Consider the following 22,378-nt stretch of genomic DNA (forward strand, 5'->3'; position numbering starts at 1 on the left):
TCCCCCATGCATGTCGTCTTCCGCGAAAGCCACGGGTTGGAAGAGACCGACACGCCCCGCGATCTCGGCCAGGACCCGGCCGAGCTCGTGGTGCTGTCCTTCTCCGATAGCGACCTCGGCGCTTTCGCGGCGGGCTGGCATCGCGCTGACGGCGGGCTGCCGACGCTGCGGCTGGCGAACCTCGTGGCCCTGCGCCATCCGCTGTCCGTCGACACCTATGCCGAGCAGACGCTTGGCGAGGCGAAAGGCATCCTCATCCGCCTGATCGGCGGCGAGAGCTACTGGCCCTATGGTCTCGCGCAGGTGCAGGATCTCGCCCGGCGCAGGGGCATCGCGCTGGCGATCCTGCCCGCCGACGGGCGCGAAGATGCGCGGCTCGACGAGCTCTCGACCCTGCCGAAATCGACCCTGCGCCGGCTGCAATCGCTCTGCGACGCGGGCGGTGCGGTAGCCGCGCAGGCCGCGCTGCAACAGATGGCGCTGGCCGCCGGCCTCTATGCCGGGCCGGTGATCGGTGACAAGACCGTGCCGACCTTCGGCTGGTACCGTCCGGCCAAGGGCGTGGTGACGGCGCCCGACGCCTCCGACCGCCCGTTCGCCGTCGTCACCTTCTACCGCTCCTACCTCACCTCGGCCGATACCGACCCGGTCGACGCGCTGATCGCGGCGCTGGAAGAGCGTGGCTTCGCCGCCATCGGCGCCTATGCCGCCTCGCTGAAGGACCCGGCCGCCGCCGCCTGGCTCCGCGCCGAGCTGACCCGGCTGAAGCCCGCCGCCATCGTCAATGCCACCGCCTTCTCGGCGAAAGGTGCCGACGGTTCCGCCTCGCCCCTCGACGCCACCGGCTGCCCGGTCTTCCAGGTGGCGCTTTCGACCGCGCGAAAGAAGGACTGGGCCGAGGCCGAACGCGGTCTCTCGCCCGCCGATCTCGCCATGCATGTGGTGCTGCCCGAGGTCGACGGCCGCATCTTCGCGGGTGTCGCGAGCTTCAAGAGCCCCGGCCGCCGCGACCCCGACCTGCAGTATTCCCGCTTCGCCCACCGCGCCGACCCGGACCGGATCGCCGCTGTCGCCGACCGCATCGCGGGCTGGCACCGCCTCGCGAAGACCCCGGCGGCGGAGCGCAACACCGCCCTCATCCTTTCCACCTATCCCGGCAAGGCGCACCAGCTCGCCCATGCCGTCGGCCTCGACGCGCTGGCCTCGGCCGACGGCATCCTTGCGGCGCTCGCCACCGAGGGCCACGCTGTCGAGAGCGGCGCGGGGCTCGGATCGGCGCTGATCACCGAGACGCTGGAATGGCCGGTTTCGGCCTATCTAGACACTGTTTCAGGCCTTCCAGTCTCCTTGCACGACGCGCTCTTCGCCGCCTGGGGCGCACCCGAGACCGATCCCTCCGTCACGGATGGCCAGTTCCGCTTCCACGCCCTTCGCCGAGGCAAGGCCATCGTTGCCCTGCAACCTGAACGCGGCGAGGTGGCGACGCGCGCGGACGATTACCACGACCTCTCCCGCACCCCGCGCCACGCCTATGTCGCCTTCTACCTCTGGCTCCGGGCGCAGGGGCTTCACGCGCTGATCCATATCGGCGCGCATGGCACGCTCGAATGGCTGCCGGGCAAGTCGGTCGCCCTTTCCGCCGACTGCTGGCCCGAGGCGCTGACCGGTGCCCTGCCGGTCATCTATCCCTTCATCGTCAACGACCCCGGCGAGGCCGCCCAGGCCAAGCGCCGGATCGGCGCCGTGACCATCGGCCACCTGCCGCCGCCTCTGGTGGAAAGCGCGGTGCCCGAGGACCTGACCCGGCTCGAACGCCTCCTTGATGAATACTCGACCGCCGACGGGCTCGACCCCGCCCGCCGCGACCGGCTGATCCAGTCGATCCGCGACGAGGCCAAGGGACGCGGCGTCGAGGACGATCTCGGCATCCCCGAGGATGCCTCGCCTGCCGTGGCGATCACCCGCATCGACCGCTTCGTCTGCGACATCAAGGAAAGCCAGTACGGCGACGGCTTGCACATCTTCGGCGCCGGCCAGTGCGGGCCTGAGGAACGCGCAGGGCTCCTCGCCGCGCTGAACGGCCAAAGGGTCGAGGCCGGCCCCTCCGGCTCGCCCTTCCGTGGCCGGTCGGACGTTCTGCCGACGGGCCGCAACCTCTTCACCACCGACCCCCGCGCCGTGCCCTCGCGCGCCGCTCATGCGCAGGGCGTGAAGCTCGCCGAGGAACTCCTCCGCCGACACCTTCAGGACCACGGCGACTGGCCGAAATCTCTGGTCGTCGACCTCTGGGGCTCGGCGACGATGCGCACGGCGGGCGAGGAATTCGCGATGGCGCTGCATCTCGCGGGCCTCACCCCGAAATGGGACGAGGGATCGGAGCGGGTCGCGGGCTTCGAGGTGATCCCGCTCGCGCTTTTGCGTCGCCCCCGGATCGACGTGACCTTGCGCGTTTCCGGCCTGTTCAGAGACGTTTTTCCCGGCCTCGCCCAGCTTTTCGAAGCCGCCGCCAAGACCCTTGCCGAACGCGAGGAAGCGCCCGAGGACAACCCCTATCTGCGCGCCAGCCCCCGTGTCTTCGGGCCGAAGCCGGGCCTCTACGGCCTCGCGATGGGCGAGGCGATCGAGGATTACGGCCCCGAGGGCCAGCATGCCGCCGGCGAGGCCTGGCTGTCGGGCTCCGAATGGGCCATCGACGCCTCGGGCGCGGCCCATCCCGCCCGCGCAGCGCTTGAAGAGCAGGTGAAGGGTGCCGACGGCTTCGTCCATATCCAGGACCTCGCCGAGACCGACCTGCTGCTCGCCTCCGACTACGCCGCGCATGAGGGCGGGTTTGCCGCCGCCGTCGCACGGCTCGGCGGAGAAGCACCCGCGCTCTACCATCTGGACGCGACCCGCCCCGACGCGCCGCGCGCCCGGACGCTCTCCGAGGAGATCGGCCGCGTCGTCCGCGCCCGTGCGACGAACCCCGACTGGGCCGACGGCATGGTGCGGCACGGCTTCCGCGGCGCGGCCGAGATCGCGGCGACGCTCGACCACATGGCGGCCTTCGCCCATCTCGCCCGCGCGGTCCCGGCGCATCTCTTCGATCTCTACCATGAGGCGACGCTCGGCCGGGACGACGTCGTGGCCTTCCTCGAACGCGAGAACCCCGCCGCCCTGCAGGCGATGCGCGACCGCTTCGCCGCGCTCCGCGATGCTGGGCTCTGGATCACCCGGCGCAACTCCATCGCGATGGAGACGGGGCAATGAACGAGCCGATCGTCAAGGGCTGGTGCCCCGGCGCGCTTCGTCCGATGATGTCGGGCGACGGCCTCGTCGTCCGCGTCCGTCCGCGCGGCGGACGGCTGACGCCCACGCAGGCGAAGGGCATAGCCGAACTGTCGGCGCGCCATGGCAACGGGCTCATCGACCTCTCCGCCCGCGCCAATGTCCAGCTTCGCGGCGTCACCGAGGCGGCGCATGGGCCGCTGATTGAGGGTCTTTCCGCCCTTGGCCTCATCGACGAGACGACCGAGGCCGAGAGCCGCCGCAACATCACCGTCACGCCCTACTGGCAGGACGGCGACGGGGTGCAGGAGGTGGTGCGGTCGCTCACCGAGGCGCTGGGCCATCCGGGCGCGCCGCAGACGCCGGGCAAGTTCGGCTATGCGGTCGATTGCGGCGCCGAGCCGGTCCTGTCGGAAACCTCCGCCGATATCCGCATCGAGCGCGGCCCCGGCGGCGTCCTTCTGGTCCGCGCCGATGGCATGGGCTCCGGCGCCGAGGCGACGATAGAGAGCGCGGCGCGGCAGGCGCTGAGGCTCGCGGAATGGTTCCTTGAAACCGGCGGCGCGCCCGAGGGTCGCGGCCGCATGGCGGCGCATCTGGCGCGCGGCGCGCGCCTGCCCGAGCTGTTCACCGAGATCCCGGCGCTGCCGCGCGCGAGCGCCCCCGCCCCCGCGCCGGGACCTCTGCCGCTCGGCTACCTCGTCGGCTTCGAATTCGGCCAGATGGCGGCCGAAACCTTGTCTATTCTTGCCGAAAACGGTGCTTTGCGGATCACGCCCTGGCGCATGATCCTGATCGAGGGCGCCACCCAGGCGCCCGCCATTCCCGGCCTCATCACCGATCCCGCCGACCCGATGCTGCGGGTGACCGCCTGCACCGGCGCCCCCGGCTGCCCGCAGGCGCTGATCGAGACGCGGCCGCTGGCGCGCGCGCTCAGCACGTCGCTTGCCTCCGTCGGCCGGCTCCATGTCTCCGGCTGCGCCAAGGGCTGCGCCCATCCCGCACCCTCGGCCCTGACGCTCGTCGGCCGCACGGGTGGCGCCATCGACCTGATCCGGAACGGCACCGCCGCCGACACGCCTTCGCGGACCGGGCTCTCGCCCGCGACGCTCACCGCCACCCCCGCCCTTCTCACCGAGACCGAAGATGCCCCATAGCTACCAGACCGACGGCGCCGCGATTTACCGCGAGAGCTTCGCCACCATCCGCGCCGAGGCCGACCTCGCGCGCTTCACCCCCGAGGAGGAGGTCGTCGTCGTCCGCATGATCCATGCCGCCGGGATGGTGGGGCTTGAGGAACACGTCCGCTTCTCCCCCGGCATGGCGATCGCCGCCCGAGCAGCACTTGAGGCCGGCGCGCCGATCCTCTGCGACGCACGCATGGTCAGCGAGGGGATCACCCGGGCGCGCCTGCCCGCCAACAACGCGGTCATCTGCACGCTGCAGGATCCGCGCGTGCCCGAATTGGCGAAGGAGATGGGCAACACCCGCTCCGCCGCCGCGCTGGAGCTGTGGCGGCCGCATCTGGAAGGGGCCGTCGTCGCCATCGGCAACGCGCCGACCGCGCTCTTTCACCTCCTGAACATGCTCGAGGACCCGGCCTGCCCGCGCCCCGCGGCGATCATCGGCTGCCCGGTGGGCTTCGTGGGTGCGGCCGAATCGAAGGACGCGCTGATGGAGGACCTGCCGGTGCCCTCGGTCATCGTGAAGGGCCGCCTCGGCGGCTCGGCGATCACCGTCGCCGCCGTCAACGCGCTCGCGAGCCGGAAGGAATGAACATGGGCAAGGTCATCTGCGTCGGCCTCGGCCCCGGCGATCCCGATCTGATGAGCGTCAAGTCCGACCGGCTGGTGCGCGCCTCGACCCACATCGCCTATTTCCGCAAGGCGGGCTACGAGGGCCAGGCACGGCGCATCGTCGAGGGGATGCTGCGCCCTGACGCCATCGAGTACCCGATGGAATACCCCGTGACGACCGAGATCCATTTCTCCGATCCCGAATACAACCGGGTTATGGCGGAATTCTATGAGGTCTGGGCCGAGAAACTGGCCAAACTGGCTGAAACAGAGACTGTTCTGGTCCTCTGCGAGGGCGATCCCTTCTTCTACGGCAGCTTCATGCATCTCTACACGCGGCTCCGCGAACGCCGTGCGGTCGAGGTCGTTCCCGGCATCACCGGCATGTCCGGCTGCTGGACCGCGACGGGCGAGCCGATCACCTGGGGCGATGACGTGCTGACCGTGGTCACCGCGACGATGGGCGAGGAGGAACTCACCCGCCGCATCCGCGACACCGACGCGCTCGTGGTGATGAAGATCGGCCGCAACCTCGAGAAGCTGAAGCGCTGCCTGACCGCCGCCGGTCGGCTCGACACCGCCTGGCTGGTGGAGCGCGGCACGATGACGGACCAGAAGGTGCACCGGCTTTGCGAAGCGCCCGCCAAGGTGCCCTATTTCTCCATCGCCGTCGTGCACGGGCAAGGGCGGCGGCCATGAGCGGCTGGATCGCGGTAGCCGGCCTCGGGCCGGGCGATGAGCGGCTGGTGACCGACGAGGTGCGAGCCGCTCTGGCCGAGGCGACCGATGTCGTCGGCTACATTCCCTACGTCGCTCGGGTCGCGCCGCGCGAGGGGCTGACCCTGCACCCCTCCGACAACCGGGTGGAGCTGGACCGTGCGGGCCACGCGCTCGACATGGCGGGCGAAGGCAAGCGCGTCGTCATCGTCTCCTCCGGCGATCCCGGCGTCTTCGCCATGGCCTCGGCCTTGTTCGAGGCGCTGGAGGAACGGCCGGACGCGCAGGCCTACGACATCCGCATCCTGCCCGGCATCACCGCGATGCTGGCCGCCGCCTCGCGGCTCGGCGCGCCGCTGGGCCACGATTTCTGCGCGATCAACCTGTCGGACAACCTCAAGCCCTGGGAACTGGTGGAGCATCGCCTGCGCCTCGCCGCGCAGGCCGGCTTCGCGATGGCGTTCTACAATCCGCGTTCCAAGAGCCGCCCGCACCAGTTCGCCCGCGCGCTGGAGATCCTGCGAGAGGAGGCGGGGCCGGAGACGCTGATCTCTTTCGCCCGCGCGGTGACGACGCCTGAGGAGGCACTGAACACCGTGACGCTCGGCGAAGCGACGCCCGAGATGGCCGACATGCGCACCGTCGTCATCGTCGGCAACCGCGACACCCGCCGCGTCGGCCGCTTCGTCTACACCCCGAGGTCGGCGCGGTGAGCGAGGAAGGCCATCACCTCATCCAGGTCCCGCGCGATGCGGCGCGGCGGCAGGCTTGGCCGGTCGATCAGGATCACCGGGATCCCGAGCCGGCGCGCGGCGTCGAGCTTCGCCCGCGCGCCCGAGCCGCCGGCGTTCTTGGCGACGATATGGGTGATGCGGTGGTCCTTCAGAAGCGCGCGGTCGCCGGCTTCGGTGAAGGGGCCGCGCGCGATCACGGCTTCCGCGTCCGGAAGCGGCAGCGCGCCCTCGGGCGGATCGACGAGGCGCAGGAGGTAATGGTGCTGCGGCTTCGCCGCGAAGCCCGCGAGGTTTTGCTTGCCGATGGCAAGGAAGATGCGGGCCGGGGTCACGGGCAGGGCGGCGACGGCGGCCTGAAGGTCCGGAACATGGGTCCAGTCATCGCCGTCGCCCGCCTGCCAAGGCGCACGTTCGTAGGCGCAGCACGGCGTGCCCGTCTCCGCGCAGGCCGCGATCGCGTTGCGGCTCATCTGGGCCGCAAAGGGATGCGTCGCGTCGACGACATGGGTTATGCTCTCGGCCCGCAGGTAGCGGGCGAGCCCCTCGGCGCCGCCGAAGCCGCCGATCCGGGTCGGCAGCGGCTGCGCCACCGGCGCTTCGGTGCGTCCGGCATAGGAGAAGACCGCCGTCACGCCCGTCGCCGCGAAGTGGCGGGCGAGGCCGGAGGCCTCCGTGGTGCCGCCGAGAAGAAGGACGCGCGTCATGGCTGATCCCTGGCTGACGATCATCGGTCTTGGCGAGGATGGCCTGTCGGGTCTGACCGAGGCAAGCCGCGCCGCTCTGCGGGGCGCCGATACCATCTTCGGCGGGCCGCGTCATCTGGCTTTGGTGGAGGCTGGGGCGCGCGGGCGGGAATGGCCGGTGCCGTTCAAAATAGACCCTGTTCTGGCGGAAAAGGGCCGGAACGTGGTGGTCCTCGCGTCCGGCGATCCGTTCTGGCACGGCGCCGGCGGATCGCTTTCCGCGCATCTTCAGCCCGGCGACTGGGTCTCGCATCCCGCACCCTCGACCTTCGCGCTCGCCGCCTCGCGGCTTGGCTGGCGGCTGGAGGAAACGGTCTGCCTCGGCCTTCATGCCGCGCCGTTCGAGCGGCTGGTTCCGGTTCTGGCGCGCGGGGTGCGGGTGATCTGCCTCGTCCGCGACGGGTCGGCGGTGTCCTCCCTGGCGGAATGGCTCACGGCAAAGGGGTTCGGCCCGTCGCGCCTGACGGTGCTCGAATCGCTCGGCGGGCCGTCCGAACGCATCCGCGCCGCCACGGCGGAGAGGTTCGACATCGCGGACGCGGCCTATCCGGTCGCGGTCGCCATCGCGGCTGAGGGTGCCTCGGGCCTGCCGCACGCCTCGGGTCTGCCGGACGAGCTTTTCGCCTCCGACGGGGTGATGACCAAGCGGCCGGTCCGGGCACTGACGCTCTCGGCGCTGGCGCCGCGCCCCGGCGAGGTGCTCTGGGACCTTGGCGCAGGCTCGGGCTCGATCTCGGTCGAATGGTGCCTCGCGGCGCCGGGGGCCACCGCGCAGGCGGTCGAGAGCCGGGCCGACCGGGTGGCGAACATCAGGACGAATGCCGGGACCTTCGGCCTCGCCCACCGGCTGACGGTGACCGGGGCGGACTGGCCCGAGGTGCTGGAAGGGCTGCCGAGGCCGGATGCCGTCTTCATCGGCGGCGGCGCGAATTTGGCCGGAATAGACACTGTTTGGGCGGCGATTCCGGAAGGAACGCGTCTCGTCGCCAACGCGGTGACGATCGAGTCGGAGGCGCTCCTGGCGGCGTGCCACGCAGAGCGGGGCGGCTCGCTGATGCGGGTCGAGATCGCGGTGGCGGAGCCCCTCGGGCGGATGCGCGGCTGGATGCCGGCACGTCCGGTGACGCAGTGGAGCGTGGTCAGATGAGGGTCGCGGGGATCGGATTCCGGCGCGCCGCGACGGTCGCCTCGCTGCGGGATGCGGTGGAGCGCGCCGGCGGCGGTGCGGAGCTTCTGGCGACAGCGGCGTCAAAGGCCGAGGCGCCGGCGGCGCGGGAACTGGCGGCGGAACTGGGGCTGAGGCTCTGCGGGCTTGACCGGGCGGTGCTCGAGGTCGAGGAGACGCTGACCCATTCGGCGCGGGTCGCCGAACGGTTCGGCGCGGGATCGGTGGCCGAGGCGGCGGCTCTGGCCGCGGCCGGGCCGGGAGCGCGGCTTCTGGGGCCGCGGGTTGTATCGGGCGACGGGCTGGCCACGGCCGCCATCGCGATTGGGAGAGACGAATGACTGTGCATTTCATCGGCGCCGGACCGGGCGCCCCCGACCTTCTGACCCTGCGCGGCCGCGACCTGATCGCGTCCTGCCCGGTCTGTCTTTATGCCGGATCGCTGGTGCCGGAGGTGATTCTTGGCCACTGCCCGGAAGGGGCGAGGATCGTCAATACCGCGCCCCTTTCGCTCGACGAGATCATCGCCGAGATCCAGGCGGCGCACGAGGCGGGGCAGGACGTGGCGCGGCTTCATTCGGGCGATCTCTCGGTCTGGTCGGCGATGGGCGAGCAGCTTCGCCGCCTGCGCGAGTTAGGCATTCCCTATGACGTGACGCCGGGCGTGCCCTCCTTCGCCGCCGGCGCCGCGGCTCTGGGCGCGGAACTGACCCTGCCGGGCGTGGTGCAGTCGGTGGTGCTGACCCGGACCTCGGGCCGGGCGACCACCATGCCGCCGGGCGAGACGCTGGAGAACTTCGCCCGGACCGGCGCGGTGCTGGCGATCCATCTCTCGGTCCATGTGCTGGAGAAGGTGGTGGCGGAGCTGACCCCGCATTACGGCGCCGACTGCCCGGTCGCGGTGATCTGGCGCGCGAGCTGGCCCGACCAGCGCATCGTGCGGGCGACTCTCGAGACTCTGGAGACCGCCGTCGGTGCCGAGATGGAGCGCACGGCGCTGATCTTCGTCGGCCGCTCGATCGGGGCGGAGGAGTTTGACGAGAGCCGGCTCTATGCCGGCGATTACGACCGCCGCTACCGGCCGGTCGGGACCCACCCGCGGTTCCCGGAGACCGAGGCGTGACCGGAGCCGACCGGGTATCGGCCCGCCGGGGGCGGGCCGACCGAAGCGGGGGGCCGTCTGCCCCCCGCGCCCCCCGAGGGTATTTCGGCAATGAAGAAGGGACGGGCGGTGGTTCCTGACGGGCTGATCATCTCGGCGCCGGCCTCGGGCACGGGCAAGACCACGCTGATGCTGGGGCTTCTGGGCGCATTCCGGACATCCGGGCTTCAGGTGCAGCCGTTCAAATCGGGGCCGGACTACATCGACCCGGCATTTCACCGCGCGGCGTCGGGGCGGTTTTCCGTCAATCTCGACACCTGGGCGATGGCGGAGGACCGGATTGGCGGGCTCATCGGGGCGGCGAACGGGGCCGATCTCGTGCTGGCCGAGGGCTCGATGGGGCTCTTTGACGGCGTGGCCGTGGCTGGCGAGGCCGGGACCGGGGCCTCGGCGGATCTCTCGGCGCTGACCGGGTGGCCGGTCGTGCTGGTGCTGGACGTGTCCGGCCAGGCGCAGTCGGCGGCGGCGGTGGCGCTCGGCTTCGCGCGGATGCGGCCGGATGTGACGGTGGCGGGCGTGGTCCTGAACCGGGTCGCCTCGCCCCGGCACGAGGCGTTGGTGCGCGCCGGGATGGCGGCGGCGGGGATCCGGGTCTTCGGGGCCCTGCCGCGGCGGGCGACGATCGAGGTGCCGGAGCGACACCTCGGGCTCGTTCAGGCCGAGGAGACGCCGGAGCTTGACCGCATCATCGCCGATGCGGCGGAGTTCGTGGCCGCGCATCTCGATCTCGACGGCTTGCGCGCGGCGGCGCGGGCGACCCGGCTTTCGCCGGGCGCGGCGGTTGCGGTGGCGGCGCCGGGGCAGCGTATCGCTCTCGCGCAGGACCAGGCGTTCTCCTTCGTCTATCCGCACCTTCTCGATGGCTGGCGCGCGGCGGGGGCGGAGATCCTGCCGTTCTCGCCGCTCGCCGACGAGGCCCCGGAGCCGAGCGCCGATTGCTGCTGGCTGCCGGGTGGATACCCGGAACTCCACGGGGCGCGGCTCGCGGCAGCGGGGCATTTCCGGCAGGGATTGAGACGGTTTGCCGACACCCGCCCCGTGCACGGCGAATGCGGTGGCTACATGGCGATGGGGGCGGCGATCATCGACCGCGACGGCGTGGGTCACGAGATGGCGGGGCTTCTCGGCCTCGTGACCTCGTTCGAGAAGCGCAGGATGCATCTCGGCTACCGGCTCGCCACACTTTCGGCGCCGGTGCCGGGGCACGGGACGGGGGCGCGGCTCAGGGGCCACGAATTTCACTACTCGACGATCCTTGAGCAGCCGGATATGGCGCTCGCGAGCGTCGTCGACGCCAATGGCGATCCGGTGCCCGAGACCGGGTCGCGCCGGGGCCAGGCCACCGGCACGTTCTTCCACCTGATCGCGGAGGCGACATGAAGGGTTTCGTCAGTTTCGTTTCCTCCGGCCCCGGTGATCCGGAGCTGTTGACGCTGAAGGCGGTGGACCGGCTCCAGAAGGCCGATGCGGTGCTCTTCGACGATCTCTCTTCGGGTCCGATTCTCGCCAAGGCGCGCGAGGGCGCGGACATGGTCGGCGTCGGCAAGCGGGCGGGGCGCGCCTCGCCGAAGCAGGACCATGTGAGCCGGCTTCTGGTCGATTACGCGAAATCCGGCGCGAAGGTGGTGCGGCTGAAGTCGGGCGATTCGGGGCTCTTCGGGCGGCTCGAGGAGGAGATCACCGCCTGCCGCGAGGCCGGGATCGACTACGAGATCATTCCGGGCGTGACCTCGGCGATGGCGGCGGCGGCGGCGGCGGGCATCCCGCTCACCCGGCGTCTAACCGCGCGGCGGGTCCAGTTCGTCACCGGCCATGACGTCACCGGCGCGCTGCCCGAGGACCTGAACATCGCGGCACTCGCCGATCCGACGGCGACGACGGTTGTCTTCATGGGCAAGCGCACCTTCGCCGAGCTGGCGCGGCGTCTGCAGGGGGCGGGCATGTCGGCCGAGACGCCGGCGCTTCTGGCCGAAAGCGTCTCTACGCCGGCGGAAAAGATCGTTCGCGGCACGCTGGGGTCGATGGAACGCCTGATCGAGGCCGAGGCCTCCGACGGGCCGGCGCTGATCCTGCTCGGCCCCCTGGCCGAGGGGAAATGAGCGCCGTCACCATCACCGTCTGCCGGTCCTGCCCGGCGGGGCAGGCCGGGCTTGCGGCGCGACTCGCCGAGGCGGTCGGCGATGCAGCGGCCGTGCGCGAGATCGACTGCATGTCGGGCTGCACCCGGCCCTCGACGGTGGCCTTCCGGGCTGAGGGCAAGACCGCCTATCTCTTCGGCGAGATCACCGAGGCCGAGATCCCGAATCTCGTGACCTTTCTTGCGCTCTATGCCGCCGCGCCCGACGGCACCCTTGCCGATGCGCGCCCGCTCGGCACGCTGAGGGAAAAGGCGATCGCCCGGATTCCGGGGTGACAGGTCGCAATCGGTGCGGCGATTGGCGCTAATCCGCCTTGACCGGATGGTCCGCTTGCTGGCAGATGGAAGGGCATGGTGTCCATCAGGCGCAAAGCGTCCGGACCGAAACGGGAATGGGGAAGGGTGGACCAAAGGCGGCACCCGAAGCCCCAACCGCCCCCGCGACTGTGAGCGGCGAGCGGCTTTCCAACGGCCACTGGGGTTCGCCCCCGGGAAGGCGGAAGGCCGCAGCGACCCGCAAGTCAGGAGACCGGCCATGTGGGAAGGCAACAAAAGCCGTCGGGTGTGACGGCAAGGAGAACGACATGAACGCTACGACCCATTCCGCCGCCAAGACCTCCACCGGGCTCCTGTCCATCGTCTTCGTTGCGCTGATCGGTGCGACGATGCTGTTTGTCGCGGGCCACGCCCAGTCGGCGACGCTGCACGATGCCGCGCACGACATGCGCCACGCGACCGGCTTCCCCTGCCACTGAGCAGGACCTGACGGTCTGAACCAATGATCCAACGTTTGCTGGCCGGCGGGCTGATCGCCGGCTTTGCAGCGGGGCTGTTCGCGGCTCTGCTGCATTTCGCGTTCATCCAGGAACTGATCCTCCTGGGTGAGGAATACGAAACCGGGGCGCTGGTGCATTTCGGCGGTACGGGGGAGGCGGCTGAGGCTGCCGGCCACGACCATGCCGAGGGGGAACCCGCGCATGATGACGGCGCCGCCGCGGAAGAGGGCGAGACTTCCGCCGCCACCCGCAATGCGCTCACCGTGCTCTTCACCGGGCTCATCTACGCGAGCTACGGGCTGATCCTCGTCGCGGGCTTCGCGCTGGCCGAGCATTTCGGCCGCAGGGTCGAGGCGCGGGACGGCATCTTCTGGGGCCTCGCGGGCTTTGCCGCGCTGATGCTGGCCCCGGCGATGGGGCTGGCGCCGGAACTGCCGGGATCGGTCGCTGCCGAGCTTGGCGCGCGTCAGGCCTGGTGGCTCGGCACGGTCGTCGCGACGGCGGGCGGGCTCGCGCTGCTCGCCTTCGGCCGCGGTTTCGTGCCGGCGCTGATAGGCGGGGCGCTTCTGGCCGGGCCGCATCTGATCGGCGCGCCGCATCCGGAGGGCTTTTTCGGTGTCGCACCGCCGGAAGTGGCGGGCGAGTACTCGGCCCGCGTCCTCGGCGTCGGCTTCTTCGCCTGGGCGGCGCTTGGCTGGCTCGCGGCGCGGCTCTGGACCCGGGACGCCTGACGGGCTTGACAGAAAGCACCGGCCCCGCGCGAGGTGTTGCGCGGGGCCTTTTGTTATCCAGCGCGGAAGGGCGCACATGATCGAGCTTCTTCTCATCGGCATCGGCACCGGCAATCCGGATCACCTGACGCGGCAGGCCGAGAAGGCGCTGCGCTCGGCCGACCTCGTGCTGATCCCGAGGAAGGGCGCGAACAAGGCCGATCTCGCGGAACTCAGGCAGGCGATCTGCGATGAGCTGCTGCAAGGCAGCGCGGCGCGGGTGGTGATCTTCGACCTGCCGAAGCGAGACGCGGAGAACCTCGACTACCGCGCCGGGGTCGACGACTGGCACGACGCCATCGCTAGGGTCTGGACAGACACTATTCAGGCCGAAATCGGCGATACGGGTCGGGTCGCGCTGCTGATCTGGGGCGATCCCTCGCTTTACGACAGCACGCTCCGGATCGCCGGACGGGTGGACCGGGCGGTGCCGCTCAAGGTCACGGTCATTCCCGGCATCACCTCGCTGCAGGCGCTGACCGCGTCCCACGCGATCCCGATCAACGAGATCGGCGCGCCGTTCCTCGTCACCACCGGCCGGAAATTGCGCGAGGAGGGCTGGCCCGCTGGCGCCGACACGCTGGCGATCATGCTCGACGGCGAGTGCTCGTTCCAAGCGGTCGACCCGGAAGGCGTCACGATCTGGTGGGGCGCCTATGTCGGCATGGCCGAGGAGATCATCCTCTCCGGTCCGCTCGCCGAACTGGCGCCGCGGATCGTCGAAACCCGCGCCGAGTCGCGGGCGCGGCATGGCTGGATCATGGACATCTACATCCTGCGAAGGGCCTGAACTGGGGGTCGCGAACTTTCGGCGAAAATTCGGGTTTCCGTCAGCCCTGCCGGATCGTGTCGCCCGGTTCGAGCACCGGCGTCAGTTCGACATGCTCGCCGCCGATCAGCCCGGCGTCGCTGTGGCCCGAGATGATCTGGGCCGCGCGCCGCCCGATCTCGCGCCGGCAGGCATCCATCGTGGCGAGCTTGCGCGGCAGCCCGTCGAGGAGATCGACCCCGTTGAACCCGGCCAGCCCGAGCTTGCCCGGCACGTCGATCCCCTTGTCGAGGCAGTAGAGCAGCCCGCCCGCCCCGATCATGTCGTTCGAATAGTAGAGGAAATCGAGATCCGGGCTGCGCTTCAGGATCGCCTCGGTCATCTCGCGCCCCTTGAGGAGCGCCGAGCCGCCCGAGTAGAACTCGCTGTCCGCAAGCTCGATCCCGGCCTCGGCCAGCCCCGCCTCGAACCCTTCGAGCCGTTTCCGCGCCCGGTGGTCATGCGGCATCTTGGTACCGAGAAAGCCGATCCGGCGGTAGCCCGCGCCAATGATCGCGCGCGCCATTTCGAGCCCGGCGCGCTTGTGCGAGATGCCGACGACCGAGTCGACCGGCGTGCCGTCGACATCCATGATCTCGACGATCGGGATGCCGGCGTTCTGCAGCATCGCCCGCGCCGCGTCGCTGTGTTCGAGCCCGGCGATGATCACCCCGGTCGGCCGCCAGGACAGCATCTCGTAGAGCACCGCCTCCTCGCGCTCGGCCGAGTAGTTGGTGACGCCGAAGACCGGCTGCAGGCCGCTTTCCTCCAGTTCCTCGGATATCCCGCTCAAGACCTCCGGAAAGACGAGGTTCGACAACGAGGGGATGATCACCGCGACGAGGTTCACACGTTGCGAGGCAAGCGCGCCGGCAATCTTGTTGGGCACGTAGCCGAGCCTCTTGGCCGCCTCGAGCACCCTTTCGCGCGTGGAGTCCGAGACATCGCCGCGATTGCGCAGCACCCGGCTGACGGTCATTTCGGAGACACCCGAGGCTTCGGAAACGTCGCGCAAGGTCAGGGTCCGGCGCGGCTCGGCGGGTCCGTTGCTGCTCACGGGGCGGTCTCCAGCTTGGTTGGCGTCACTTCTGATTAGCGCCAAATTTCGGGCTTGTCCAAGCAATCGGTTGCAAAAAATTAGCGCTAACGGCGACCGCGCCGCCGGTGGCGGGTGCCACGATCCGCGCGGCGGGGCGCCGACTTTTCTTGAAGCCCGCCGACACTCGGACTAAAGACAAGGGGGCGGATCACTTGACCGGCGTTGACGGGGTGAACCGACCGCGGTGCAGCGCGCTGTATCGGTGCGGCCTCGTAGCTCAGGGGATAGAGCGACCGCCTCCTAAGCGGTAGGTCATAGGTTCGAATCCTATCGGGGCCGCCAAACATGTGCCAGCCAATGGCGAAGAGGTATGCCGGTGGTCGAAAGCCGGTCCCGCAGTCCCGGACAGGTTCGCGGATGGCAGTGCCAGATTCTGCCGGAACGCGAGAGATTGGAGCCGCGACGGCAGTCTGCCGCTGGAGTTCAAGACCGGTTTCGGAACGCGTTCCGTCATTTTCGCGGCGCGGCAGGCGCCGGTCGTCCCCGCATCAAGCAAGGTTCTGGTTGCGTGGCGGATCCCTGCCGACGAGGCGGAGCTGGTTCGCCGGGTCCGGTTTGCAAGCCTTGGTCGGATTGACAACGAAACTTGATAGTGTAGTGCCATGCCCGACGAAGTGAGCGAAAATGGCATCACGAGGGCGCGATGGGTTTGGCGATTGGAGGGTTTCACCGAAGCGGAACGTCTTCCGTCACACAACACCTGGCCCAGTCGGGGCTTAACCCCGGGACCAATCTGATCGGCGCGAACGAGTACAACCGCTATGGCCATTTCGAGGATTGGCCTCCGGTAACGTTTCACGACGAGGTGCTGGCGGCGGCCGGACTGGACTGGGCCTCGGTCACCTACAACGACATTCCTCTCGTGGAAAGGGACCGCGAATTCATAAGAGGCTACTGCGCCGAGCGGGAGGCGAATGCCCCGGTATGGGGGTTCAAGGATCCGCGTGTCTGCCAGTTCCTGGGCCACTGGATGGACGTCGTCCCATCGCTCAAGGCGTTGATCGTCTATCGTTCGCCTGCGGAATGCAGCTGGTCGCTCTACCGCCGCTCGGTCCGTGAGGTCGTTCAGGGAACCGACAGAAATCAGACGAGCGCGCGGTTTCTGACGGAGCCGGACCACGCACTGGCGCTCTGGGTCACTCACAACGAGAAGCTGCTCGAAGTGGCCCGGCGGTTTCCGGAGCGTACGATCGTTGTCGGTCATGCCAGTTTCGCCGCGGGACGAAATCTCGCATCCGAAGTGCGGGATCGCCTCGGACTCGATCTTGAGCCGGCCGATGTGGCGGATACATTCGATGCCAAGGCTGTAACGCGCGCCGTCGCGCCCCTGCCGGTGATGAACTGGGAACTCGCCTCCGCCGCAGGCGACATCTGGGACGAGTTCGAAAGCCTGGACACCGCGGGCAAGGGGAACTTCGGGCATGCCGCCGCGCAGTTCAGCGACGATCCGACCGGATTGATCCTGACAAATGCCCTGTTGACGCTTCAGATCGGGGAAACCCGCAAACTGGTCGATCGTGAATTCAATCACAATAAAGAAAAAGCCGCGATCAAGGTTGCACGGAAGCTGAAACGCTGGCCGTTCTCGCTCTTTTTTTCACGGAGCGACAAGTACCGCTCTCTCATCGACGAGATTCTCAAGTGATTTATGTCTTTACCACCTGCGCTCTGAACTATTATCCGAACGCCGTCCTTCTGGCGCGTTCTCTGGAAAAGTTCCTGCCGGAGGCGCGGCGTGTCGTGTGCATCGTCGATCGCGATCTGGGCGACACAGATCCGCAGGCGGACGGCTTCCACGAAATCTACCCGCTCTCGGCCATAGCCGATCATGTTCCCAATCTGGACCAGTGGCTCTTTCAGCATACCGTCATGGAGCTGGCGACCGCGGCAAAGGGATTCGTGCTGGCCGACCTTCTTGATCGGCCGGACTGCGATGCGGTCCTGTTCTTCGATCCCGATTGCGAGATCCACTCCACCTGCCAGACGATCCTGGATGCCGTTTCGCGGCACTCGATCGTTCTCACGCCGCATGCGAACATTCCGCACGTCAAGGATCCGTGGGTCTTCTTCGAACTCAACACGCATCGCGTGGGCGTGTTCAACGGCGGCTTTCTTGGCGTCCGGGCCGATCAGGAAGGCAAGGCCTTTGGGAAATGGTGGCGCCATCGCCTCACCGACTACTGCCTGATCGATGACAAGAGGCGGCTGTTCACGGACCAGAAATGGCTCGACCTCGTGCCGTGCTATTTCGACAACGTTAAGGTGTTGCGCCAGCCGACCATGAACCTGGCGCGCTGGAACACATTCCAGCGCAAGGTCGAGCAGACGGCGGATGGCACCGTCCTCATCGACGATGCGCCCGCCGATTTCATCCACTTCTCCGGCTTCCTGAAGAAGGGCGGATATGTGCGCGGGCTCTACGATGCCACTTCCGAGAAGTGGTGCGATGATGTCGGTACGCTCGATGCCCTGTCGGAAGCCTACGCGGAGCGCCTGGCTCCGTTTCAGGCGCGGGAGGACTGCTCGCGCGACTGGGGTTACGGCACATATCGCGACGGCGTCACCATCCCGGACGACCATCGCCGCATGTACCACCAGGACCGGCGCCTGAGAAAGGCTTTCCCCAACCCGTTCGATGGGGGCGAGAAACTGCGCAAGGAGCTGAATCGTGTGGAAAGGGCGCCCGGTCCTCAGACGCCGGAACCACGCCATGCACGCAGGCGCTCGCTTCTGTCAAAGCTGTGGAAGCGCATCCGGTCTTGAGAAAGGTCTCCGAGACAGTACTCGGACCAGCTAATAATCACTGTGAGCGAACTCCGCGCATACCGCCATCGCACCGCAGCGATTGCCGATTAGGGAACATCCTTGGCATGACGCAAGTACTTCCAGTTTCATTCAGTTGCATCGTCGATAGGCCACAGTCGATCCAGTCCGCGGCAGTCCGCTGGGCGAACGCCCTGATCCGCATCGAAGGGGTTGATCCGTCGCGCATCTTCATCCAGTCGGTCGACAAGGATCTGCCGGTTCTCGATCATTTCCGGGCGCTCGGGACCAATGTCATTCCGGTGGACCGCTTCGGCGACGGCAAGCACTGCAACAAGCTGGTGCAATTCGACTGCCACGAGCGTTTCGAAGACGGCGCCATCGCGCTGTTCGACTGCGATACCGTATGTAGCGGGACGTTCAGCGAGACGGTCTCACGTCGCTTCCGGAAACGGGCGGGCGTATCGGGACATCGTTTCGCAATGGGAAAGACGGTCGACGCCCCTAACCCTCCGGCAGATCTGTTCCTTCGGCTCCGCGACCATTTCAAGATCAACGCCGAGTTCCGCATGATCGCAGGAACGCTCGAACGCGACCTGACGCCCGAAGGTTACTTCAACGGAGGCCTCTACTGCCTGCCGACGGCGCTCGCCGGCGAATTCGGCGGCCGCTGGAAGGAATGGGCCGGGCGGCTCCTCGGCAGCTCGCAGGCCAAGATCATCCTCGACAGCTATTTCTGGCATGTGGATCAGATCTCGTTCTATTTCGCAGCTCTCGACGCCGGGCTGGATTTCGAGATCCTGGACAACACTTTCAACTGCGCGACACATTATGTCTGGCCGCAAGTGAACGAGAACAGCGATCCGCCCCGGGTCATCCACTATCATCACAACCTGAGGTCCGATGGTCGCATTGGGACGATTGGCTCGCGAACACTCGACCGGGCGACAAATCGCGTTAACGATGTCCTGGCGCCGCTGCAGGCCGAAGCCGAAGCGCGCTTCGGCCTGACCGAGCAGCGGCCGTTCAAGAACTGGATTGAAATCGAACCCACCATGTCCATCACGTCACAGAACCTCAGCCATCTGCATGCCTTGCTCAGGCTGGCCGGCATAGAGACGGCCCGGTCGGTCGCCGAGCATCGCTGCGCCTCGGCGCGCCATATCGAAGGGCTCGACGTCAAGGAGTATGCCGGTTTCGAGGAACGCGCGGCCTATGCCGAAAGCGCCCGGCAACGATTGCCTGGGCACCACGTCGAAAGCCGCGGGCTCACGCGTTCGGACAGGGCCGAAATGGTCATCTGCCTTGACCTGGCCGGCGCCCTCGAGACGTTCAAGAGTATCGAGGCCCTCGTTGACGAGCTCGCCCTGGCCGCGTCGCACAGCGTTCTCCTGGCCGGCGAATGCGTCTCGACCGCTCTTCTCGGCGACGATCCGGAAATCACGCTCGATGTCGCCGGCAGTCTCAGGCGGTCCGGTCAGTTTCAGCATGTCATGTCTCTCGCCCGGCATGGCGGGCGTGACGTGTTCCTTGCGCTCAAGCCGGCAGCCGTGTCGGCCCTGGTAGCCGACGGGCCGGCGGGCACGGGGCGTCTGCTCGACGCCTCCGCAGACTCCGCGGCGGTACTGCGCACGCTCCTCGCCGCACGCGCGGCCCGGAGCGGCGCGGCCGGCGAGGCGGCGATCGACGCCGCGTCGCTGATCGAGCTTCCGTGGATCGTCCGGACGCTGGAGGACAACCTGGAGGCGCGGCGTATCGGTCTGGTCGGCCCGGAGCTCACACCCGTGTCGGCAGGTCTTTCCGGCTGTGGGGCATCGCTCGTCACGATGACCGCCGACGCGGTCAGGCTGTCGTTCACCAAGACGGGGACCGCTTCGGGGAATGCTCAGAAGACGGGTGGCACGAACGACATGGCGCAGGCGAAGTGCGACGCCTGGGTCATCGACCGCTCGATCTGGCGGACGTTGGCGAATGATCGTGCGGCCGCACTGAGCCGTGTCACGCATTTGCTCAATCCCGGCGGCATGCTCCTGTTCACGTTCGATCTCGAAAAGCGCACCAACAACCTGACGTCTGCGGACGGGTCGCTCCTGACGCTCGAGCGGGTGCTCGCCGAGATCGAGGCGATGGGCTACCATGTTCAGTCCAAGCGCATCGTCCCGATGCCCTTCAGCATTCCGAACGATCTTGCGCTTGTGCAGGCGATCTACGTTGGCGCAGGCGTGCCGCATATCGTCAGCAGCAAGGCCCTGAAACGCTCGCGGACACCGGAATCGCTTCGAAATTTCGAACGCAGGATCCGGCATATGATTCGCGGGACAAAGGCCAATGGCTGATCCGGCGCCGATCTCGATCGCCCTACGCATCGACGACGGACTCCGGCAGTCTTATCTCGCGCTGCTCTTTCTCGCGAGTTGCGGCGAATTCCTGCGCAATCCGATACGGCAGGTGCTGATCCACGGGCGCAGGGAAGAGGATCTGTCGGTCCTGAGGGAAGAGATGGGCTTGTTTGGTGACCTCGCCGTCAGCTTTTCCGTCGGTCCCGAGCTGCCGGATGCCCCGACGGACGAGCTGTGGCTGGTCGGAGAGCCTGCATTCTTCTTCTCGCGGGACCTGACGCTTTCAGACGGTTTCGCGATCTCGGCTGCATCCGGATCGCTCGCGCTCCTTCACGGGCCGGGAGCGCCGACCTCCGCGGTGCCGGAGGGCATCGTTGCCTTCGACGACGGCCTCGCCGCGAATGGACTCGTCACCGGAAAGAGCCTGCTCGATCACTCGCCCCAGGAGGTGGCGCGCGTCCAGCAAGCCTTCCGGACGGTCTTCAGCAACCGCGCCTTCTGGAACCGCCGCTATGCGCTCTGTCCGCAGCTGGGCAGCGGCCTCGGCTCGCGCGGGCGCTTCCAGGAACTTAAACGCCGGATTCTTACGGATTTCGTCGTCGATCCGGGTCATTCGGTTCTGGACGTGGGGTGCGGCGACCTCGAGGTCGTCAAGGATCTTCGGTTCGCGTCCTATACCGGAATGGACGTATCGGAGACCTCGATCCATCACGCCCGCGACATCCGCCCCGAATGGACCTTCCACCTCGGTTCCACCGAGCAGATCGATCCGCCCGGCGCGGACGCCGTGATCTGCTTTGACGTGCTGATCCACCAGCCGACGGTGGAAAAGGCGCGCGCCCTGATCGACTTCCTGTCCGCGCATGCGCGCCGGCGTCTGATCGTGTCCGGCTACGACCGACCGGTTGAGAGCCGGCACATCGTCTATTCCCATCGTCCCCTCCACGCGCTCCTTCGGGAGCTCGACGGCTGGAAGGAGCCGGTGAAGATTGCGGCCTACCATGACATGTCGGTGTACATGATGGACCGCATCGACACGGACGACGACTCTGCAATGCCGATGCCCGCGGCCGTGGCGCCGAAGAAGTGCAGCCCGCTGGTGACGGTGACGGTGAATACGTACAACAACCAGGATCAGATCCTGCGTTGCCTGAACTCGCTCGCCCGGCAGAGTGAGGGCAATGTCGCGGTCAACGTCATCGACGACGGCTCGGAGGACGGAACCCGGACGTTGGTCACCGAATTCGCAAACGCCGATCCAAGGTTTCGCCTGGTCGGCGGGCCGAACAAGGGCATTTCGGCGCGAAGGAATGAAGGGCTCCGGCTGGCGCACGGTACATATCACCTGTTCGTCGACGGAGACGACTGGCTCCCGGATGACGCGATCGCGACGCTTCTGGACCTAGCAACCGAGAGCGGCGCGGAAATCGTTCGCGGCAGTCATCTCTTTTACAACCTCAACGGCAAGTCGGGCTTTGAGGTCAATCCTTTGGAACAGATGCACCAGCCCGAGATTCGCGCGGCCCGATTCGATGCGGTTCCGAGCCTGACGATGCTGTGGACGACCTGGAACACGCTGATCCACCGCAGAGTCATTGCTGACAACTACCTTCGTTTCCACGAAGACCTGATGCTCGGAGAGGACCGGATATTCCTACTTGAGGCGTTCATGGCATGCCGTTCCATAACGATGACCAAGGAGGTCACCTACTACTGGGACCGCAGCGACAAATGGCACGGCAGCCTGTCGCGGTCGCAAGACCCGGCACAAAGGCTTCGGGCCATCCGTCTCTGGCTCGCGCTCGCCCGGCGGGACGCATCATGCTCTCGGCGGCATCGGGATATGGTGGAGGTCTCCGCGTTCCATGAGGCCGTGAAGATCCTTCTGGAACAGCCAAAAATGCCGACCGCGCTCGCGATCGGGTATCACCGCCTGCTGGAGACGATGGACTTCCCGCCCCGCCTGCTCCGCGATCGCACGATCAAGGGCTGGCAGGGATCGATCGAAGAACGGTCGTGCCAGATCTACGACGATCTCCGGCGCATCGGACGGATCGACTGCGACAACCTGATCTAGGAGCTGGATCCTGTGATCTGGCGCC

General features: G+C 68.0%; 20 protein-coding genes, 1 tRNA gene and 1 riboswitch. Of the genes, 19 read left to right on the top strand and 2 right to left on the bottom strand.

Translation table 11 applies throughout. The features are described from left to right. Nucleotides 1–6 precede the first annotated feature (6 nt). Genes cobN through cobJ form a run of 5 tightly spaced genes read left to right on the top strand, consistent with a single transcriptional unit; the run spans nucleotide 7 to nucleotide 6,493 of the window. A complete protein-coding gene (gene cobN, locus OM960_RS10345; protein ID WP_264771899.1) occupies nucleotides 7–3,249 on the top strand; it encodes a cobaltochelatase subunit CobN in 3,243 nt (1,080 codons plus the stop codon). Further along, a complete protein-coding gene (gene cobG / locus OM960_RS10350) occupies nucleotides 3,246–4,424 on the top strand; it encodes a precorrin-3B synthase (RefSeq protein ID WP_264771900.1) in 1,179 nt (392 codons plus the stop codon). Before cobN ends, cobG begins: the two co-directional genes overlap by 4 nt. Further along, the gene (locus OM960_RS10355; protein ID WP_264771901.1) at nucleotides 4,414–5,043 is read left to right on the top strand and encodes a precorrin-8X methylmutase; all 630 of its coding nucleotides are present in this window, start codon (nucleotides 4,414–4,416) and stop codon (nucleotides 5,041–5,043) included. The genes cobG and OM960_RS10355 overlap by 11 nt, the downstream gene beginning before the upstream one ends. Nucleotides 5,044–5,045: 2 nt before the next feature. Then, a complete protein-coding gene (locus OM960_RS10360) occupies nucleotides 5,046–5,762 on the top strand; it encodes a precorrin-2 C(20)-methyltransferase (RefSeq protein WP_264771902.1) in 717 nt (238 codons plus the stop codon). After that, nucleotides 5,759–6,493 (top strand): precorrin-3B C(17)-methyltransferase, encoded by a 735-nt coding sequence (gene cobJ, locus OM960_RS10365; RefSeq protein WP_264771903.1) that lies wholly within the window; start codon nucleotides 5,759–5,761, stop codon nucleotides 6,491–6,493. The genes OM960_RS10360 and cobJ overlap by 4 nt, the downstream gene beginning before the upstream one ends. On the opposite strand, the gene OM960_RS10370 is transcribed toward cobJ, so the two are convergent. Beyond that, nucleotides 6,469–7,218, bottom strand: a complete 750-nt coding sequence (locus OM960_RS10370; protein ID WP_264771904.1) for a cobalt-precorrin-6A reductase — start codon at nucleotides 7,216–7,218, stop codon at nucleotides 6,469–6,471. The two genes, cobJ and OM960_RS10370, sit on opposite strands and share 25 nt — an antisense overlap. On the opposite strand from OM960_RS10370, the gene cbiE reads away from it, so the two are divergent. The 9 genes from cbiE to cobF all read left to right on the top strand — a co-directional run bounded on the left by cbiE (nucleotide 7,217) and on the right by cobF (nucleotide 14,057). Further along, a complete protein-coding gene (gene cbiE / locus OM960_RS10375; RefSeq protein WP_264771905.1) occupies nucleotides 7,217–8,404 on the top strand; it encodes a precorrin-6y C5,15-methyltransferase (decarboxylating) subunit CbiE in 1,188 nt (395 codons plus the stop codon). The two genes, OM960_RS10370 and cbiE, sit on opposite strands and share 2 nt — an antisense overlap. Then, nucleotides 8,401–8,763, top strand: coding sequence for a cobalamin biosynthesis protein (locus OM960_RS10380; RefSeq protein ID WP_264771906.1), 363 nt, complete (start codon nucleotides 8,401–8,403; stop codon nucleotides 8,761–8,763). The genes cbiE and OM960_RS10380 overlap by 4 nt, the downstream gene beginning before the upstream one ends. After that, nucleotides 8,760–9,545: a precorrin-4 C(11)-methyltransferase gene (gene cobM / locus OM960_RS10385; protein ID WP_264771907.1), complete on the top strand. Its 786-nt coding sequence runs from the start codon at nucleotides 8,760–8,762 to the stop codon at nucleotides 9,543–9,545. The genes OM960_RS10380 and cobM overlap by 4 nt, the downstream gene beginning before the upstream one ends. A gap of 90 nt (nucleotides 9,546–9,635) precedes the next feature. After that, complete coding sequence (locus OM960_RS10390) at nucleotides 9,636–10,964, top strand: cobyrinic acid a,c-diamide synthase CobB (protein ID WP_264771908.1); 1,329 nt, start codon at nucleotides 9,636–9,638, stop codon at nucleotides 10,962–10,964. Continuing rightward, nucleotides 10,961–11,683 carry a uroporphyrinogen-III C-methyltransferase gene (gene cobA, locus OM960_RS10395; protein WP_263338140.1) on the top strand — a complete coding sequence of 241 codons (723 nt, stop codon included), beginning with the start codon at nucleotides 10,961–10,963 and terminating at the stop codon, nucleotides 11,681–11,683. Before OM960_RS10390 ends, cobA begins: the two co-directional genes overlap by 4 nt. Further along, the gene (locus OM960_RS10400) at nucleotides 11,680–11,997 is read left to right on the top strand and encodes a DUF1636 domain-containing protein (RefSeq protein WP_263338142.1); all 318 of its coding nucleotides are present in this window, start codon (nucleotides 11,680–11,682) and stop codon (nucleotides 11,995–11,997) included. Before cobA ends, OM960_RS10400 begins: the two co-directional genes overlap by 4 nt. Nucleotides 11,998–12,056: 59 nt before the next feature. Continuing rightward, nucleotides 12,057–12,273, top strand: a riboswitch (cobalamin riboswitch). 32 nt (nucleotides 12,274–12,305) lie between these two features. After that, on the top strand, nucleotides 12,306–12,476 hold the full coding sequence (locus OM960_RS10405) for a CbtB domain-containing protein (protein ID WP_263338144.1): 171 nt from the start codon (nucleotides 12,306–12,308) through the stop codon (nucleotides 12,474–12,476). Nucleotides 12,477–12,499: 23 nt separating this feature from the next. Next, nucleotides 12,500–13,228, top strand: coding sequence for a CbtA family protein (locus OM960_RS10410; RefSeq protein WP_264771909.1), 729 nt, complete (start codon nucleotides 12,500–12,502; stop codon nucleotides 13,226–13,228). 76 nt (nucleotides 13,229–13,304) lie between these two features. Then, complete coding sequence (gene cobF / locus OM960_RS10415) at nucleotides 13,305–14,057, top strand: precorrin-6A synthase (deacetylating) (protein WP_264771910.1); 753 nt, start codon at nucleotides 13,305–13,307, stop codon at nucleotides 14,055–14,057. 40 nt (nucleotides 14,058–14,097) lie between these two features. Here the strand turns inward: cobF and OM960_RS10420 are convergent, their stop codons facing one another. After that, nucleotides 14,098–15,132, bottom strand: a complete 1,035-nt coding sequence (locus tag OM960_RS10420) for a LacI family DNA-binding transcriptional regulator (RefSeq protein ID WP_263338150.1) — start codon at nucleotides 15,130–15,132, stop codon at nucleotides 14,098–14,100. A gap of 248 nt (nucleotides 15,133–15,380) precedes the next feature. Here OM960_RS10420 and OM960_RS10425 point away from each other — a divergent pair. From OM960_RS10425 to OM960_RS10445, 5 genes are all read left to right on the top strand, one after another. Beyond that, nucleotides 15,381–15,456: transfer RNA gene (locus OM960_RS10425), tRNA-Arg, on the top strand. Nucleotides 15,457–15,817: 361 nt separating this feature from the next. Then, complete coding sequence (locus OM960_RS10430) at nucleotides 15,818–16,819, top strand: hypothetical protein (protein WP_264771911.1); 1,002 nt, start codon at nucleotides 15,818–15,820, stop codon at nucleotides 16,817–16,819. Beyond that, nucleotides 16,816–17,937 carry a hypothetical protein gene (locus OM960_RS10435; RefSeq protein WP_263338154.1) on the top strand — a complete coding sequence of 374 codons (1,122 nt, stop codon included), beginning with the start codon at nucleotides 16,816–16,818 and terminating at the stop codon, nucleotides 17,935–17,937. The genes OM960_RS10430 and OM960_RS10435 overlap by 4 nt, the downstream gene beginning before the upstream one ends. A gap of 107 nt (nucleotides 17,938–18,044) precedes the next feature. Next, nucleotides 18,045–20,273, top strand: a complete 2,229-nt coding sequence (locus OM960_RS10440) for a GT-B fold glycosyltransferase domain-containing protein (protein ID WP_264771912.1) — start codon at nucleotides 18,045–18,047, stop codon at nucleotides 20,271–20,273. A gap of 112 nt (nucleotides 20,274–20,385) precedes the next feature. Continuing rightward, entirely contained in the window at nucleotides 20,386–22,353 is a 1,968-nt protein-coding gene (locus tag OM960_RS10445; protein WP_264771913.1) for a glycosyltransferase, read from the top strand. The last annotated feature ends 25 nt before the right edge of the window (nucleotides 22,354–22,378 follow it).

Origin of the sequence: Defluviimonas salinarum (assembly GCF_026013545.1) — a bacterium.
In the GTDB taxonomy this organism is placed as follows: Bacteria; Pseudomonadota; Alphaproteobacteria; order Rhodobacterales; family Rhodobacteraceae; genus Albidovulum; species Albidovulum salinarum.

Bases quoted from the DNA above. Each gene is read 5' to 3' on its own strand.
- cobN (WP_264771899.1), top strand. From the start codon at position 7: ATGCATGTCGTCTTCCGCGAAAGCCACGGGTTGGAAGAGACCGACACG.
- cobG (WP_264771900.1), top strand. From the start codon at position 3,246: ATGAACGAGCCGATCGTCAAGGGCTGGTGCCCCGGCGCGCTTCGTCCG.
- OM960_RS10355 (WP_264771901.1), top strand. From the start codon at position 4,414: ATGCCCCATAGCTACCAGACCGACGGCGCCGCGATTTACCGCGAGAGC.
- OM960_RS10360 (WP_264771902.1), top strand. From the start codon at position 5,046: ATGGGCAAGGTCATCTGCGTCGGCCTCGGCCCCGGCGATCCCGATCTG.
- cobJ (WP_264771903.1), top strand. From the start codon at position 5,759: ATGAGCGGCTGGATCGCGGTAGCCGGCCTCGGGCCGGGCGATGAGCGG.
- cbiE (WP_264771905.1), top strand. From the start codon at position 7,217: ATGGCTGATCCCTGGCTGACGATCATCGGTCTTGGCGAGGATGGCCTG.
- OM960_RS10370 (WP_264771904.1), bottom strand. From the start codon at position 7,218: ATGACGCGCGTCCTTCTTCTCGGCGGCACCACGGAGGCCTCCGGCCTC.
- OM960_RS10380 (WP_264771906.1), top strand. From the start codon at position 8,401: ATGAGGGTCGCGGGGATCGGATTCCGGCGCGCCGCGACGGTCGCCTCG.
- cobM (WP_264771907.1), top strand. From the start codon at position 8,760: ATGACTGTGCATTTCATCGGCGCCGGACCGGGCGCCCCCGACCTTCTG.
- OM960_RS10390 (WP_264771908.1), top strand. From the start codon at position 9,636: ATGAAGAAGGGACGGGCGGTGGTTCCTGACGGGCTGATCATCTCGGCG.
- cobA (WP_263338140.1), top strand. From the start codon at position 10,961: ATGAAGGGTTTCGTCAGTTTCGTTTCCTCCGGCCCCGGTGATCCGGAG.
- OM960_RS10400 (WP_263338142.1), top strand. From the start codon at position 11,680: ATGAGCGCCGTCACCATCACCGTCTGCCGGTCCTGCCCGGCGGGGCAG.
- OM960_RS10405 (WP_263338144.1), top strand. From the start codon at position 12,306: ATGAACGCTACGACCCATTCCGCCGCCAAGACCTCCACCGGGCTCCTG.
- OM960_RS10410 (WP_264771909.1), top strand. From the start codon at position 12,500: ATGATCCAACGTTTGCTGGCCGGCGGGCTGATCGCCGGCTTTGCAGCG.
- cobF (WP_264771910.1), top strand. From the start codon at position 13,305: ATGATCGAGCTTCTTCTCATCGGCATCGGCACCGGCAATCCGGATCAC.
- OM960_RS10430 (WP_264771911.1), top strand. From the start codon at position 15,818: ATGGGTTTGGCGATTGGAGGGTTTCACCGAAGCGGAACGTCTTCCGTC.
- OM960_RS10440 (WP_264771912.1), top strand. From the start codon at position 18,045: ATGACGCAAGTACTTCCAGTTTCATTCAGTTGCATCGTCGATAGGCCA.